The following is a 15,433-nucleotide window of genomic DNA, read 5'->3' as shown; positions in this document are numbered from 1 at the left end:
TACAATTTTGCATAACTGCGTGTTTTGCAACCAAACAGGTGAAGATGAATATGGCGAATTTGAAAGCGGTTATTCCGGTCGCAGGACTAGGCATGCATATGCTGCCGGCCACAAAGGCAATTCCAAAGGAGATGCTGCCGATCGTTGATAAGCCAATGATTCAGTACATCGTTGATGAAATCGTCGCCGCCGGGATCAAAGAGATTGTCCTGGTGACGCACTCCTCGAAGAACGCGGTGGAAAACCACTTCGACACCTCCTACGAGCTGGAAGCCCTGCTTGAGCAGCGCGTGAAGCGCCAGCTGCTTGCGGAAGTCCAGGCCATTTGCCCGCCGGGCGTGACCATCATGAACGTGCGCCAGGCACAGCCGCTGGGTCTGGGCCACTCCATCCTCTGCGCCCGCCCGGTCGTCGGGGATAATCCGTTTGTCGTGGTGCTGCCGGATATCATCCTCGACGGCGGCACTGCGGACCCGCTGCGCTATAACCTCGCCGCCATGGTCGCCCGCTTTAACGAGACCGGCCGTAGCCAGGTGCTGGCGAAACGCATGCCGGGGGATCTCTCCGAATATTCCGTGATTCAGACCAAAGAGCCGATGGTGGCGGAAGGGCAGGTTGCGCGTATCGTTGAGTTTATTGAAAAACCGGACGAGCCGCAGACCCTGGACTCCGACCTGATGGCGGTGGGCCGCTACGTGCTGTCGGCGGATATCTGGGCCGAACTGGAGCGTACCGAACCGGGTGCCTGGGGCCGTATCCAGCTGACCGACGCCATTGCCGAACTGGCGAAAAAGCAGTCTGTTGACGCGATGCTGATGACCGGCGAAAGCTATGACTGCGGTAAGAAAATGGGCTATATGCAGGCCTTCGTCACCTACGGAATGCGTAACCTGAAAGAAGGTGCCAAATTCCGCGAAAGCATTAAAAAACTGCTGGCCTGACCGCTGGCGTAAAGATGAGCGGCAGGGCAGAACCTTTCGCCACGCCGCTCATAACGTTATGCAGAAATTATTCATAACGTGAATGTTATAACGATTGTAAAGAAACGTATGGCTTCGGAGACTTCTGGTAGTTTGTCTCTGGCCTCTGTGGTGCAATGGTCGGAGTAGCGGCAATAATGCTTTGCGGATAGTCACTTAGTGCGACAATTCCTGAAGTGCAGGGTAAGCGGTCAACGTCAGCCAAAAATAAAACTTGACTGCGATCATGTTTCCGCTTTAAACATCTCACTTGCATGCATAAAAATGTGAAATGAATTGGCATGCGAGCTGGTACAGACATTACGGATAATCCCTGAGCACGGCAGTGGACATCATCGAAGGATCACAGGTATATGAACTGGCAACTCATCTCATTTTTTGGCGATAGCACCGTTTTGCTGCCCAGCGCAGCGGCGCTGTTTATTGTCCTGATGCTGCGTAAAACGTCGCGGTTGCTGGCGTGGCAGTGGAGTTTGCTGTTCGGCATCACCGGCGCCATTGTCTGCGCCTCCAAACTGGCCTTTATGGGCTGGGGACTGGGCATTCGTGAGCTGGATTACACCGGCTTCAGCGGCCACTCAGCGCTTTCCGCGGCCTTCTGGCCTATCTTCCTGTGGCTGCTTAGCGCTCGTTTTTCAGCGGGTGTGCAAAAAGCAGCCGTCGCCACCGGCTATGTTCTGGCCGCTGTAGTGGGGTATTCACGGCTGGCCATCCATGTGCATTCCGTCTCGGAAGTGATCGCTGGCCTGCTGCTCGGTGCTGCTGGCAGCGCTTTGTTCCTGCTGCTGCAAAAACGAACCACTCATTCGGAAAGCGTGAGTATTTCCTGGGGCGGCGTCGCGTGCCTGGTGATGGTCCCCCTTATTCTGTTGCATAGCGGCAATAAAGCGCCGACTCAGTCCCTGCTGGGGCAAATCGCCACTGCAATTGGACCGCTGGATAAACCCTTTACTCGAACTGATCTACATAAGCAGGTCTGGTAATCGCCATTTGTTTTACAGGGGAAATTAAGTTTTCGCCGGTTAATTAGACAAATAAGAAAATAATCTACTATATGCCAGGCAATTGATAATTCATATTTATGAAATAATGAAGTGCTACTACATTGTTATTGCATATTTGCCTGGATATAGCAGGTATGAGACGTTTCTTAAATGCACTGAGAAAGGACCTGGAGCACGTCTGCTGAATATTCTGATACCAGGAAACTATTAGAAATTGTAGTTGACTTAGAGGCCATCATCTGATTTTTGAATGACGCGACCTTTCCGTAAAATATCTTGTTTTACAGATGGTTAGCTTCATGCTTGATAGTGTGGCAACAACGTGACACTGTATGGCCGTTTAACGTAGTGAATAATCTTAAGAGTTGATCCGCTTATTTTCGCCAATAAAAGGGCAAGCAGCATTAATTGGCAGATATTCGGCAGCAAGACTCCCAATTGTGACCGAAATCCCGTAGACTTAACGCCGCAAAAAATAAAGGCCTGACCAATTTATCACCCATAGGCCGATTAAATAAGCCGTTCAGGTAGTCAGTGCGCTGGTAGCTGTTAAGCCAGGGGCGGTAGCGTCGCTGAAACCACTTGCTGTAACACAAAACACCTTCTTTGAACGGCTATAAAAATCGACACTCTCTGGGGGATTAACGCGATGAGATATCTATGATGCTTATCAGATATCCTCAAAAAGGGTCAGGAGCGGCTGCTGATATCACCTGTAAACCAACTTTCCCGTCTCATCGATAGCCTGTAGGGTAAAATTCGCCTACATTGTGAGCTGGGTGGATGTTATAAGGCTAACAAGCAGCTTAGGGTAAATGTACTTGCCTCGCCGGTGTTGCACAGTGAAGTCCGCTGGTGCCGCGAGCGCTTTCTATCTTGGTATTCCCCTCATTCTCATTGAGATACGACAGCGGGGCTGAAAATGGATCTTGTACAATGATAAAAATTGCGCGCATTGCCGTGACGCTGGGCTTGCTTTCCTCACTGGGAGTCCAGGCTTACGCGGCCGGGTTAGTAGTAAATGATAATGATCTGCGAAACGACCTTGCCTGGCTTTCCGATCGTGGGGTCATCCATCTGAGCCTGTCGACCTGGCCGCTAAGTCAGGAAGAGATCGCCCGGGCGCTAAAAAAGGCCAAACCTTCCTATTCTTCTGAGCAAGTGGTGCTGGCTCGTATCAATCAGCGACTGTCAGCGTTAAAAGCCGATTTCCGGGTCACCGGCTACACCTCAACCGACCAACCGGGCACTCCGCAGGGGTTTGGTCAGACGCAGTCGGCAGATAACTCGTTAGGCCTGGCGTTCAACAACAGCGGCGAGTGGTGGGATATGCACCTGCAGGGCAACGTCGAAGGGGGAGAGCGGATCAGCAACGGATCGCGCTTCAATGCCAACGGCGCCTACGGCGCGGTGAAGTTCTGGAACCAGTGGCTCTCCTTTGGTCAGGTACCACAGTGGTGGGGACCGGGCTATGAAGGTAGCCTGATCCGCGGGGATGCCATGCGGCCGATGACCGGTTTCCTGATGCAGCGAGCCGAGCAGGCAGCGCCAGAGACCTGGTGGTTGCGCTGGGTCGGCCCGTGGCAGTACCAGATCTCCGCCAGCCAGATGAATCAATATACCGCGGTGCCTCATGCCAAAATTATCGGCGGTCGTTTTACCTTTTCACCATTCCAGTCTTTAGAATTAGGCGCATCACGCATTATGCAGTGGGGTGGGGAAGGGCGGCCTGAATCACTTAGTAACTTCTGGGATGGTTTAACAGGCAAGGATAATACCGCCGCAAACGATCCCAATGAACCAGGGAACCAACTGGCCGGTTTTGACTTTAAGTTCAAATTGGAGCCGACCCTGGGCTGGCCGGTGAGCTTCTACGGGCAGATGATCGGCGAGGATGAGTCTGGTTTTCTTCCTTCAGCAAATATGTTCCTTGGCGGTGTTGAAGGACACCATGGGTGGGGCAAAGATGCGGTAAACTGGTACGTGGAAGCACATGACACGCGCACCAATATGAGCCGAACCAATTACAGCTATACCCATCATATTTATAAGGATGGCTACTATCAGCAGGGTTATCCGCTGGGTGATGCGATGGGCGGGGATGGTCAACTCGTTGCCGGTAAGGTCGAGCTTATTACGGAGGATAACCAGCGCTGGAGTACGCGCCTGGTTTACGCCAAAGTTAACCCGGAGAATCAGTCGATCAACAAAGCATTCCCTCATGCTGATACCTTGAAGGGGGTCCAGCTGGGTTGGAGCGGAGATGTTTATCAGTCGGTCCGTCTGAATACCTCGTTGTGGTACACCAACGCTAACAATAGCGACAGCGATGACGTTGGGGCTAGCGCAGGGATAGAGATACCGTTTAGTTTATAAGGCTGAATGCTGAAAACAGGGGAGAGAGGGTGGTAGCGCTGCAGGACGCAGTCAGCTTTTATCTCTCCACAAGCCGGCAGGGAAGCAACGGCTATGACAGCTGCTCAGGAATTGGCAAATCTTGATTTACTGATAATGTGACATTATGAAGAAAAAAATTGTTAGATTTTCGGCATTAGCGTTGGCGATTGGGTTTTTATCGGGTTGTACCATTATCCCTGGTCAGGGATTAAACAGTCTGCGTAAGAACGTAGTGGAGCTCCCGGACAGCGACTACGATCTGGATAAACTGGTCAATGTGTACCCAATGACTCCGGGTCTAATCGATCAACTGCGTCCGGAGACCGTTCTTGCTCGTCCAAACCCACAACTGGATAATTTACTGCGTAGTTATGAATACCGCATCGGGGTTGGTGACGTACTGATGGTTACGGTATGGGATCACCCTGAACTTACTACTCCAGCAGGTCAATACCGTAGCGCCAGCGATACCGGTAACTGGGTCAACTCCGACGGTACCATTTTCTATCCCTATATCGGGAAGGTGCAGGTGGCGGGGAAAACACTTAGCCAGGTACGCCAGGATATAGCCAGCCGCTTGACCACCTATATTGAAAGTCCTCAAGTTGATGTTAGCGTTGCTGCATTCCGTTCTCAGAAAGCTTATGTTACGGGTGAAGTTATCAAATCTGGTCAACAGCCTATTACTAATATACCTCTGACTATTATGGATGCAATCAATGCAGCAGGTGGATTGGCTCCTGATGCTGATTGGCGAAATGTTGTGTTGACTCATAATGGTAAAGATACAAAAGTGTCTCTTTATGCTTTGATGCAGAAAGGCGATTTAACTCAGAATCATTTACTATATCCAGGGGATATTCTCTTTGTGCCTCGAAATGATGACCTCAAAGTATTTGTAATGGGCGAAGTCGGTAAACAAAGCACAATGAAGATGGACCGGAGCGGTATGACATTAGCAGAGGCATTAGGTAATGCTGAAGGTATGTCGCAAGCCTTCAGTGATGCTACAGGGGTATTTGTTATTCGTCAGATAAAAGGTGACAGCCATGGCAAAATTGCAGATATCTATCAACTTAATGCTCAGGATGCATCAGCAATGGTATTAGGTACGGAATTTCAACTTCAACCATACGACATAGTTTATGTCACAACTGCGCCACTTGTGCGTTGGAACCGTGTAATCTCTCAACTTGTACCGACGATTACTGGTGTGCATGATATGACAGAAACAGTTAAATATATCAAAGAGTGGCCCTAATATCATGTTCAATTCTATTCTAGTTGTTTGTACCGGAAATATATGTCGTTCTCCTATAGGAGAACGATATTTACGAAAAAAATTACCAAATAAGAAAATTGACTCTGCAGGCACCGGTGCTTTAATTGGCCATGAGGCGGACCAAAGTGCAATTTATATCGCGGAACAAAATGGACTATCATTAGCAGATCATAAAGCGAAGCAATTTACGGCTTCACTTGGTCATCAATATGATTTAATTTTGGTAATGGAAAAAATCCATATCGAGCAAATATGCCGAATTGCGCCTGAGGTAAGAGGGAAAACCATGCTATTAGGTCATTGGAACAATCAAAAAGAGATACCAGACCCTTATCGAAAGAGTCAAGAAGCATTTTCCTCAGTATATCAGTTAATCGTTCAGGCCAGTAACTATTGGGCTGAAAAGCTAGATGTTTAATTCAGGGATAACTCATGCCATCAGTGACAAACAAATCTATCTCGAAAGAAGAAGATGAAATCGATTTAGGCCGTTTAGTCGGTGAATTGATTGACCACAGAAAACTTATTATTGCTATAACGGCATTTTTTTCTTTAGTATCGATAGTATATGCAATATTTGCAACACCTATATATCAAGCAGACGCGTTGATCCAAGTTGAACAAAAACAAGGTAATGCTATTTTAAGCAATCTTAGTCAAATGTTGCCTGATAGTCAGCCGCAGTCTGCACCCGAAATTGCTCTTATTCAGTCAAGAATGATTATAGGGCAAACAGTAGACGATTTAAATTTACAAACGATTATCAAACAGAAATACTTTCCAATTTTTGGGCAGGGATTATCTCGCTTACTAGGAAAAGAGGCTGAAAATATTTCTGTATCACAATTATTCATACCTGATGAAGGCAAAGACGAGGCAACTATAACCTTAACTGTTATAGATAAAAATCATTATAAAATCAATTTTGGCAATGATTCATTTGAGGGCAAAGTTGGTGAGCTCTTACAAAAAGATAATGTCAGAATAAAAGTAGATTATATTGATGCTTTGCCAACTAGTAGTTTTATTATTTCATATGTACCGAAGCTTAAAGCAATAACAAGCTTGCAAAAGGTACTTTCAGTAAATGATCAAGCGAAAGATACAGGCATGCTCACAATTTCATTGACTGGGGACGATCCAAAGTTAATTAAAAACATAGTAAATAGTATCAGTAATAATTATCTGGCTCAGAACATTGCTAGACAGGCTGCACAAGATGCTAAAAGTCTCGACTTTCTAAATAAGCAATTACCTAAGGTGAGAAATGATTTAGATTTAGCTGAAGATAAATTAAATGAATACAGAAGGAAAAGTGATTCTGTCGATTTATCTCTTGAAGCTAAATCGGTGCTTGATCAAATCGTTAATGTTGATAATCAGTTGAATGAATTGACTTTCCGTGAGTCGGAAATATCGCAGCTTTATACAAAAGAGCATCCAACATATAAGGCTTTGATGGAGAAAAGAAAAACACTGCAAGATGAGAAAGCTAAATTAAATAAAAGAGTTTCTGCTATGCCCGAAACACAGCAAGAAATACTAAGATTAAGCAGGGATGTTGAATCTGGTCGAGCTGTTTATATGCAATTATTGAATAGGCAGCAGGAACTTAATATAGCGAAATCAAGTGCTATAGGGAATGTAAGGATAATTGATGATGCAGTTGTACAGCCAAAGCCGGTAAAACCTAAAAAGATAATAATAGTTTTGGTTGGGTTTGCGCTAGGCTTCATTTTATCCATGAGTTTGGTATTCATTCGAGTTCTATTAAGACGAGGAATTGAGTCTCCGGAGCAACTGGAAGAGTTGGGTATTAATGTTTATGCTAGTGTTCCAGTAGCTGAGTCTGTTGCACAGAAAGCACGAGCTTATAAAATAATTGGGAAGAGACAAGAACTTAATAATGAAAAATCACTTCTTGCGATTGAAAATCCGGCGGATTTGGCAATAGAGGCTATTCGAGGCTTGCGAACAAGTTTGCATTTTGCAATGTTGGAGGCGAGAAACAATATCCTCATGATATCTGGCGCGAGTCCTAATGCAGGTAAAACTTTTGTCAGTTCTAATTTGGCCGCAGTAATCGCCCAAAGCGGCAAGAACGTATTATTTATTGATACAGATATGAGAAAAGGATATGTGCATAAAGTGTTTAACACTACCAACGAGAATGGTCTGTCTGAATATTTAGCAGGAAAAATAAACATCAGCCAAGCTATTAAAAAGGTTAGCCAAGCTGGCTTTGATTATATATCTCGTGGTATGGTGCCACCAAATCCTGCAGAGCTTCTGATGCATCGACGTCTTGAGGATTTACTTCAGTGGGCCAGTAAGAATTATGATATTGTTATATTAGATACACCACCAATTTTAGCTGTTACTGATGCCGCTGTACTGGGACATTATGTTGGAACAACATTGCTTGTAGCAAGATTTGAAATTAATACAGCAAAAGAAATTGAGATTGCAAAAAAACGTTTTGAACAAAGTGGCATTGTCGTTAAAGGTTGTATTCTGAATGGTGTTATAAAGAAAGCAAGTGGCTATTATGGTTACGGTTATAACCATTACGGATATTCCTATTCCGAGGGTGAAAAGCGTTAACATATCAATAAGAGGTGCAAGTATTTATCAAGAGTACTTGCATTTTATTGTCTTGATTTCAATATCTGTATGCGAAAGCAGAGGGATTTATGACCCATTTTACAAAAAATATGATCTGTAGCATATTTTTAGCATTCTCAGATCTTTTAGGATTTGTTATTTCATTGTATTTGTCACTAGGTATACTCTCTTTTTCCATGACTAACTTCAGTGAGAGAGTGCCTGATGATCAAGTCGCAAGTTGGATTATTCTTCATTGGTTATTAGGTCTTTGCTGTGTCGCATGGTATGGTATTCGGTTACGTCACTATTTTTATCGGAAAACATTTTGGTTTGAGCTTAAAGAAATATTAAGAACGCTTATTATTTTTGCTGTAATCGAAATGGCTGTCATGGCCTTTGCAAAATGGTATTTTTCTCGTTACGTATGGCTTCTTACTTGGGTCTTAGTAATTATATTGGTTCCTCTACTGAGAATAGCCACTAAAATTATTTTAAATAAATTAGGTTTATGGCTAAGAGAAACATGGATAATCGGGAGTGGTAAAAATGCAAGGGAAGCATATAAAGCGATATACAGTGAGAAGAATTTGGGGTTGGGTGTTATAGGTTATGTTTCTACAGCAACTCATGATGATGAAATAAACAACTACGATGGTATACCTATTGTAAAAAATAAATCAGATGTTAACTGGTTGAAAAATATCGATAGACGTACTCAGTTTATAGTTGCGGTGGAAGCATCTGAGGGTGAGGTAAGAAATAAATGGCTTAGAGAGTTTATGATTAAAGGATATAGATATGTGTCTGTAATTCCTACTTTACGTGGTGTACCGCTTGATAGTACTGATATGTCATTCATTTTTAGTCATGAAGTGATGATTTTTAGAGTGCAACAAAATTTAGCTAAATGGTCTTCGAGAATATTAAAAAGAGTCTTTGATATATTTGGGTCACTAAGCATAATAGTAATATTGTCACCCCTTCTTTTATATATTAGCTTGAAAGTTAAAAGGGATGGTGGTCCTGCAATATTTGGACATGAACGGATTGGTAAAAATGGTAAACCTTTTAAGTGTCTAAAATTTAGATCAATGGTTGTAAACTCAAAAGAAGTGTTGGAGTCATTGCTTAAGAATAATATGGAGGCAAAGGCAGAGTGGGACGCGACATTTAAATTGAAAGATGATCCTAGAATCACCAAAATTGGTGCTTTCTTAAGGCGTACAAGTCTTGATGAGTTACCTCAATTATTTAATGTTCTTAAAGGCGAAATGAGTTTAGTCGGACCAAGACCAATCATATCAGCTGAGTTGGAAAGATATAATGATGAAATAGATTATTACTTATTGAGTAAACCAGGTATGACTGGATTATGGCAGGTAAGTGGGCGTAGTGATGTTGATTATGATACTCGAGTGTATTTAGATGCTTGGTATGTTAAAAATTGGTCTATGTGGAATGACATAGCTATATTATTTAAGACTATTTCAGTTGTCTTAAAAAAAGAAGGCGCATATTAAGTATTCAATTTTACTTTAAACTGGTCATATTAAATGAAAATAATGATACTAAACTCTCTTTATTACCCCTATAAATTTGGAGGGGCTGAAGTATCCGTGCAATTACTAGCGGAAGAATTGGTAAAAAAAAATCATGAGGTAAGAGTAGTTACTCTTAATGATCAAGGAAGCATTAAAAAAGAAGTCATAAATGGTGTAAAGGTTATTTCCTTGCCATTGAAAAACAGATATTGGCCATTTTCCTCGGAAGCACATAGCCGTATCCAAAAGCTCTTTTGGCACCTAAAGGATGTATACAATGCAGATATGGTTTCTATGGTGCACAATGAGATAACCAATTTTTCACCTGATATTATTCATACAAATAATTTGGCTGGTTTTTCTATAGGTGTCTGGGATGTAGTAAAACGCGATAATTATAAATTAGTTCATACAGCACGAGATTATTATTTATTTCATCCGAATTCAACATTGTTTAAAAATGGAGTTAATATTGATCCTGATTCTAAAATTGTAAAGTTATTATCTTTTTATAAAAAAAATAAAAGCCAAAAAATAGATGCTTTTGTTGGAATTAGTCAGCATATATCGCTTATGCACAAAAATAATGGCTTCGCCAAAAAAGCACTCTTCGCTCATATTTATAACCCTGTAGATAAGCCGGATAAGGTAAAACGTGAAAAAACCAAAATTATAACAGTGGGATTTATTGGTCGATTTACTACCGAAAAAGGCTTTGATATATTTTCTGAATATGCAAAAAAATATCAAGATTGTATGAAATTTATTGCTGCGGGAAAAGCATCCTCTTCAAATGAATCAAATTTATTAATTACCGATGCTAAATTATCGGGAGTCGAGATACAAGGATATGTTCCTGTAGAGGACTTTCTTAATGAGGTTGATGCAATACTTTTACCTACTAAATGGCATGAACCATTCGGACGTGTTGTTGCAGAGGCTGCATTGTCTAGGACGCCAATTTTTACTAATCTAACTGGCGGCGTGAAAGAAATCGCAGAAATGTTCCCTTGGGTTTTATCTGTTGACGAATTTAGTCCGAAAAAAATTAAAACCATTCTTGGATATTTAAATACTGAAAAGGAAGTTGAGAATCCTTTCAACAAAGAAGAACATGCTGGATATTATATTGATATATATAATAAGTTACTTGATGTTGAAAATAAAAAGCATGACGGAGTCTAATAAAAATGAATGTGTTAATAGATAATAGATGGAAAAAAAGTGGCGGTATAGGGACCTTTGCGGAGGAAGTAAATAATATATTGAAATATCCTAACGCTGGTTTTAAAGGAACACCATTTTCTGGGATTGACACATTAAGAACATCTTTTAAAATGCTACGTTCTGATAGAAAAGTATATTTTTTTCCGGGTTATATACCTCCAATATATTCTAAGAGCAAATTTGTCTTTACAATCCATGATCTCAATCATATTGATCGGAAGGAAAACTCCAACGTTATAAAACGTTTTTTTTATAATACGATTATAATGCGTGGATGCAAAAAAGCATCTTTTATATTTACAGTCTCTGAATTTTCCAGAAGAAGAATTATTGAATGGTCAAAGGTCGATGAGTCAAAAGTTATCAATGTTGGAAATGGTGTATCCAATAGATTTTGTATTGATGGTGTAAAAAAAGATTATGGTTTTGAATATATCTTGTGCGTGGGAAATAGAAAGGCTCATAAAAATGAAATTAGAATTTTAGAAGCTTTTAGCAGAGCTAATGTTTCTGATAATTTAAAAATTGTTTTCACTGGCTCTTTAAATGATACTTTAGATCAGAAAATTCACGAGTTAGGTTTGTCTGAGCGAGTTATATTTACAGGGTATATAAAAACTGCTGATTTGCCTCCTTTATACAGAGGAGCAAAAGCGTTAGTTTTTGTTTCTTTGTATGAGGGATTTGGACTACCAGTCATTGAGGCAATGGCATGTGGAACACCAGTTGTGACGTCGAATACGACTTCTTTAGGTGAAGTGGCTGGAGAAGCAGCAATATTAGTTAATCCAGAGAGCACTACCGAAATTACTTCAGGGATAGAGCAGGTGATAAATGATAATGACAAACGAGCTTGGTTGATTAGTAATGGATTAAAAAGAGCGCAGTTATATACATGGGATAAGGTTGCCAATAAAATATCAAATGTATTATCGTCATTAGATTGATAATAAATAATATACATGAAAAATTATTTAACTTTTTTAATGGTAATTAGTATATGAACTTGATTAAAGATGAATTAAAAGTTGGTATCGTTGCAGATTGGTTTATTACATATGCAGGCTCAGAGAAAGTTGTATCAGAATTTTTAAAAGTGTTTCCTAATGCTGACTTATATTCAGTGGTGGATTTTTTATCGGCCGATAACAGGCGGAAATTTAATGATAAAAAAATAGAAACCACCTTCATACAAAAATTACCTAGAGCTAAAAAAAAATATCAAGCATATCTGCCTTTAATGCCGTTTGCTATAGAGCAGCTAGATGTTTCTAAGCAAAATATAGTGTTGTCGAGTAGTCATGCAGTTTCGAAAGGTATCTTAACAGGACCGGATCAACTACATATAAGCTATGTTCATTCACCTATTAGATATGCTTGGGATTTACAGCATCAATATTTAAGAGAGTCTGGTTTAGATCATGGATTGAAAGGTATTCTTGCTAAATGGATATTACATAAAATGAGGATGTGGGACTATAGAACTGCAAATGGAGTTGACCATTTTATTGCAAATTCGCACTTTATAGCCAGAAGAATAAAGAAAGTTTATGGAAGGGATGCAGATGTTATTTATCCACCTGTTGATGTAGACAGTTTCACTTTAAATAATCAAAAAGAGGATTTTTATTTAACTGCATCTAGAATGGTACCTTATAAGCGTATTGATTTAATCGTAGAAGCTTTTAGTCATTTACCTAATAAAAAATTAGTAGTCATAGGTGATGGGCCAGAAATGAATAAAATCAAAAAAAAGGCCACATCAAACATAGAGATACTTGGATATCAACCCAATGAAGTAATGGTTGATTACATGCGAAAAGCAAAAGCATTTGTATTTGCTGCTGAAGAAGATTTTGGTATTACGCCTGTTGAAGCTCAGGCATGTGGTACTCCTGTAATCGCCTTTGGAAAAGGGGGGGCTCTTGAGACAGTTAAAGGCCTTGATTCTGAGAGTCCAACTGGAATTTTCTTTGGTGTACAAGATGTTAAGTCCATTATCAATTCAATAAATGAATTTGAAAGGTATGGAGACAAAATAACCGCTGAAAACTGCAGAGAAAACTCTGAGTTGTTTTCTGAAAGTCGCTTTAGAAAAGAATTTGAGGCTTATGTGATGGAGAAATGGACTGCCTTTGAAAGCGAAAAAAGAATATCAAAATGAATTTTCAGTGTGGTAATAATATTCTTTAAGGAAAAATAATGACACCGCATGCCCATATTCTAATTGTTTTATACAATAAAAAAATAGAGGAATCAGAGAGTGTTGATTCTTTATTGAATTCGGAGGTGAGTTCAGTTGATTTACATATTCATAATAACGGACCATGCAAAGTAGAGTTAAGTGAAGATTTGGTGTTATTGTTTAAAAGTAAAAATATTAAAGTTAGTCTATGCAATTGTATTGATAACAAGCCTCTTAGTTTGTTATATAATGATTTCATTTGTTCGATATCAGACTACAACAAGATAGTTATTTTGGATGACGATACAACAATAACAACATCATTTGCTTTGCAAATAATGAATGGTAACTGTGATGTAACACTACCACGTATAATTTCACGCGGGGATAATAAAGAATATTATCCATTGAAAAATGGTGATCTTTTGATTAATTACGGTGTTCTTGACACTATAAATAATATTTGGTCAATTGGTTCAGGGATTATTGTTTCTAAAAAAACTGTTGATGTATTTGCAGAACATAAAATTAAATTGTTCGATGAGCATTATGCATTGTACGGAGTTGACATTAGCTTTTTTAGAAACCTTTGGATTCTTGAGAAAAGAGGGGTAAAATTTCGTGTATGTGTTGACTCAATACTTGTACATTCTTTATCTAGGGTAGAGACTGTTCAAAGTGAGTTTAGAGTACGTGAAAGATTAATTGATATTGCTATTACCGCTAGACGTTATCCTTCAACAAGAAAATTATTATCATTTTGCAAACAAATAGTTAAACATATGGTGAAAGGTCATTTTAAGATTTCGATAATAGCCATTTCTTGTTTCCTGTCTGGTATACATCCAAGAATATCTGCTTGGAAGGTTCGTCAAGAGCGGAGTATTAGCTAAAATTGATAGACATTGTTTAATATAATGGCAATGTTTTTATATCTGAGTATATCTATGAATTCTTCAATTATTAAAGCCGCGTTTGCTTATATTCTTTCATCTTTTTGTGTGCAAGGCGTTGCTTTTGCATCCCAACTATTATTAATGCGATGGTTTTCAGTTAGTCAATATGGAGAATATGCATTAGCTTTCGAAGCCTTGGCCGTGTGTAATTTAGTTATCAATGGCGCTTTTAGAAATTATTACCTTAAATCGATAAGAGATGGTATTGATTATCAGGATCTATTATCTTATCAGCTATTATTTGGAAGTTTGTGGTGTGGAGTTGCAGGGGTAATAGTTGCACTCCTCTTTAAAATTGAATTTAGTATAAGTGTTGCTATCTGTATATCGATGGTCTTATCCTCTCTCTTTTTGCCTGTAAATATGGAATATTTAGCTAAAGGGCGTAAGTGGAGATTAATTATTAGGGATGTGTTCAATTCAATCTCTACTCTAGCTTTATCGTTTTTACTTATAAAATTAGGCTTCCAAGAAGCTAAGCCATTTATTTTTTCAGTACTGTTGTCTCAGGTGGTTGTTAATTTTATTGTTTTTTTTAGATTTAGATACCTTAAGAGAATATTGAATTTTACTTTAATAAAAAATGTTAAATTATCAATTATTCCTTTTTTTGGTGTATTTATTGTTAATACAATCTATAATAAGTTAGGTGTGACTTTCGTCAACTTAAAATTAGGAATTGTTGATGTGGCTGTTTATCTTGCTGCATTCAAGTTTATTACTCCATTTTACGCTGTTCAGGCAGCGTTAATTTCTGCAGTAATGCCAAAATTTACATCGGCAGAGAAGTTTAAATTCAATTGTTCATTTTTTATGTTTTTTGCTTTGCCTGGGGCAATTGCATCAATCCTGTTGATTTTGTTGTTCCCTACTATGATAAGTATTTTTTCTCTCCATAAATATGATGGCCTTTTTTACCTCATGAAATATGCAGGCGTGGTCATATTTGTTGTGTTTATTTATGGTGCCCTTTCAAATTATATCGCTGTTAATGGAGGGCAAAAATATATAATAATAACAAACGTTGCTGGTGTTATTTTCTATTCTGCTCTATTATGCCTAGGTACCTTTTATGCCCCAGAAAACAATCTATTAGTTTTTTCTATAGGCTTTTTTGTAATTACCGAATGTATTGTTTGTATATTGTATTATTTTAATCTAAAAAAAAGCCACGATATTACATTCCTTTTCCTTTTATCTCCAATTTTAATCATCATTTATGAATCTTACATGTTAATGGCATAAGTATTTTAA

Annotated in this window: 11 protein-coding genes and 1 pseudogene; all 12 read left to right on the top strand. The window is 39.7% G+C overall.

The window, feature by feature from the left end:
* The first annotated feature begins 44 nt into the window (after positions 1-44).
* Positions 45-1,018, top strand: a pseudogene (galF, locus tag ABLU73_RS04800) (GalU regulator GalF).
* Positions 1,019-1,333: 315 nt separating this feature from the next.
* Positions 1,334-1,963 (top strand): phosphatase PAP2 family protein, encoded by a 630-nt coding sequence (locus tag ABLU73_RS04795; protein ID WP_221347472.1) that lies wholly within the window; start codon positions 1,334-1,336, stop codon positions 1,961-1,963.
* A gap of 957 nt (positions 1,964-2,920) precedes the next feature.
* Positions 2,921-4,360: a capsule assembly Wzi family protein gene (locus ABLU73_RS04790; protein WP_221347471.1), complete on the top strand. Its 1,440-nt coding sequence runs from the start codon at positions 2,921-2,923 to the stop codon at positions 4,358-4,360.
* A gap of 145 nt (positions 4,361-4,505) precedes the next feature.
* Positions 4,506-5,642, top strand: a complete 1,137-nt coding sequence (locus ABLU73_RS04785; RefSeq protein ID WP_221347470.1) for a polysaccharide export protein — start codon at positions 4,506-4,508, stop codon at positions 5,640-5,642.
* Between the two features lie 4 nt (positions 5,643-5,646).
* Positions 5,647-6,081: a protein tyrosine phosphatase gene (locus ABLU73_RS04780; RefSeq protein WP_073961359.1), complete on the top strand. Its 435-nt coding sequence runs from the start codon at positions 5,647-5,649 to the stop codon at positions 6,079-6,081.
* Positions 6,082-6,095: 14 nt separating this feature from the next.
* Positions 6,096-8,267 carry a polysaccharide biosynthesis tyrosine autokinase gene (locus ABLU73_RS04775; protein WP_221347469.1) on the top strand — a complete coding sequence of 724 codons (2,172 nt, stop codon included), beginning with the start codon at positions 6,096-6,098 and terminating at the stop codon, positions 8,265-8,267.
* 89 nt (positions 8,268-8,356) lie between these two features.
* Positions 8,357-9,790, top strand: coding sequence for an undecaprenyl-phosphate galactose phosphotransferase WbaP (gene wbaP, locus ABLU73_RS04770; protein WP_065809181.1), 1,434 nt, complete (start codon positions 8,357-8,359; stop codon positions 9,788-9,790).
* A 33-nt stretch (positions 9,791-9,823) separates the two neighbouring features.
* Entirely contained in the window at positions 9,824-10,996 is a 1,173-nt protein-coding gene (locus tag ABLU73_RS04765) for a glycosyltransferase (protein ID WP_221347467.1), read from the top strand.
* 5 nt (positions 10,997-11,001) lie between these two features.
* Positions 11,002-11,985 carry a glycosyltransferase family 1 protein gene (locus tag ABLU73_RS04760; RefSeq protein ID WP_221347466.1) on the top strand — a complete coding sequence of 328 codons (984 nt, stop codon included), beginning with the start codon at positions 11,002-11,004 and terminating at the stop codon, positions 11,983-11,985.
* Positions 11,986-12,047: 62 nt separating this feature from the next.
* A complete protein-coding gene (locus ABLU73_RS04755) occupies positions 12,048-13,202 on the top strand; it encodes a glycosyltransferase family 4 protein (RefSeq protein ID WP_217332664.1) in 1,155 nt (384 codons plus the stop codon).
* Between the two features lie 38 nt (positions 13,203-13,240).
* The gene (locus tag ABLU73_RS04750; protein WP_221347465.1) at positions 13,241-14,116 is read left to right on the top strand and encodes a glycosyl transferase; all 876 of its coding nucleotides are present in this window, start codon (positions 13,241-13,243) and stop codon (positions 14,114-14,116) included.
* Between the two features lie 54 nt (positions 14,117-14,170).
* Positions 14,171-15,424: a hypothetical protein gene (locus ABLU73_RS04745; RefSeq protein ID WP_264924814.1), complete on the top strand. Its 1,254-nt coding sequence runs from the start codon at positions 14,171-14,173 to the stop codon at positions 15,422-15,424.
* The last annotated feature ends 9 nt before the right edge of the window (positions 15,425-15,433 follow it).

This window comes from Klebsiella sp. GG_Kp175 (assembly GCF_040062325.1).
Taxonomy (GTDB): domain Bacteria; phylum Pseudomonadota; class Gammaproteobacteria; order Enterobacterales; family Enterobacteriaceae; genus Klebsiella; species Klebsiella quasipneumoniae.
Note: the sequence above shows the minus strand (reverse complement) of the source record. Positions and strands in the feature narration are given on the sequence as shown.

Bases quoted from the DNA above. Each gene is read 5' to 3' on its own strand.
- ABLU73_RS04795 (WP_221347472.1), top strand. From the start codon at position 1,334: ATGAACTGGCAACTCATCTCATTTTTTGGCGATAGCACCGTTTTGCTG.
- ABLU73_RS04790 (WP_221347471.1), top strand. From the start codon at position 2,921: ATGATAAAAATTGCGCGCATTGCCGTGACGCTGGGCTTGCTTTCCTCA.
- ABLU73_RS04785 (WP_221347470.1), top strand. From the start codon at position 4,506: ATGAAGAAAAAAATTGTTAGATTTTCGGCATTAGCGTTGGCGATTGGG.
- ABLU73_RS04780 (WP_073961359.1), top strand. From the start codon at position 5,647: ATGTTCAATTCTATTCTAGTTGTTTGTACCGGAAATATATGTCGTTCT.
- ABLU73_RS04775 (WP_221347469.1), top strand. From the start codon at position 6,096: ATGCCATCAGTGACAAACAAATCTATCTCGAAAGAAGAAGATGAAATC.
- wbaP (WP_065809181.1), top strand. From the start codon at position 8,357: ATGACCCATTTTACAAAAAATATGATCTGTAGCATATTTTTAGCATTC.
- ABLU73_RS04765 (WP_221347467.1), top strand. From the start codon at position 9,824: ATGAAAATAATGATACTAAACTCTCTTTATTACCCCTATAAATTTGGA.
- ABLU73_RS04760 (WP_221347466.1), top strand. From the start codon at position 11,002: ATGAATGTGTTAATAGATAATAGATGGAAAAAAAGTGGCGGTATAGGG.
- ABLU73_RS04750 (WP_221347465.1), top strand. From the start codon at position 13,241: ATGACACCGCATGCCCATATTCTAATTGTTTTATACAATAAAAAAATA.
- ABLU73_RS04745 (WP_264924814.1), top strand. From the start codon at position 14,171: ATGAATTCTTCAATTATTAAAGCCGCGTTTGCTTATATTCTTTCATCT.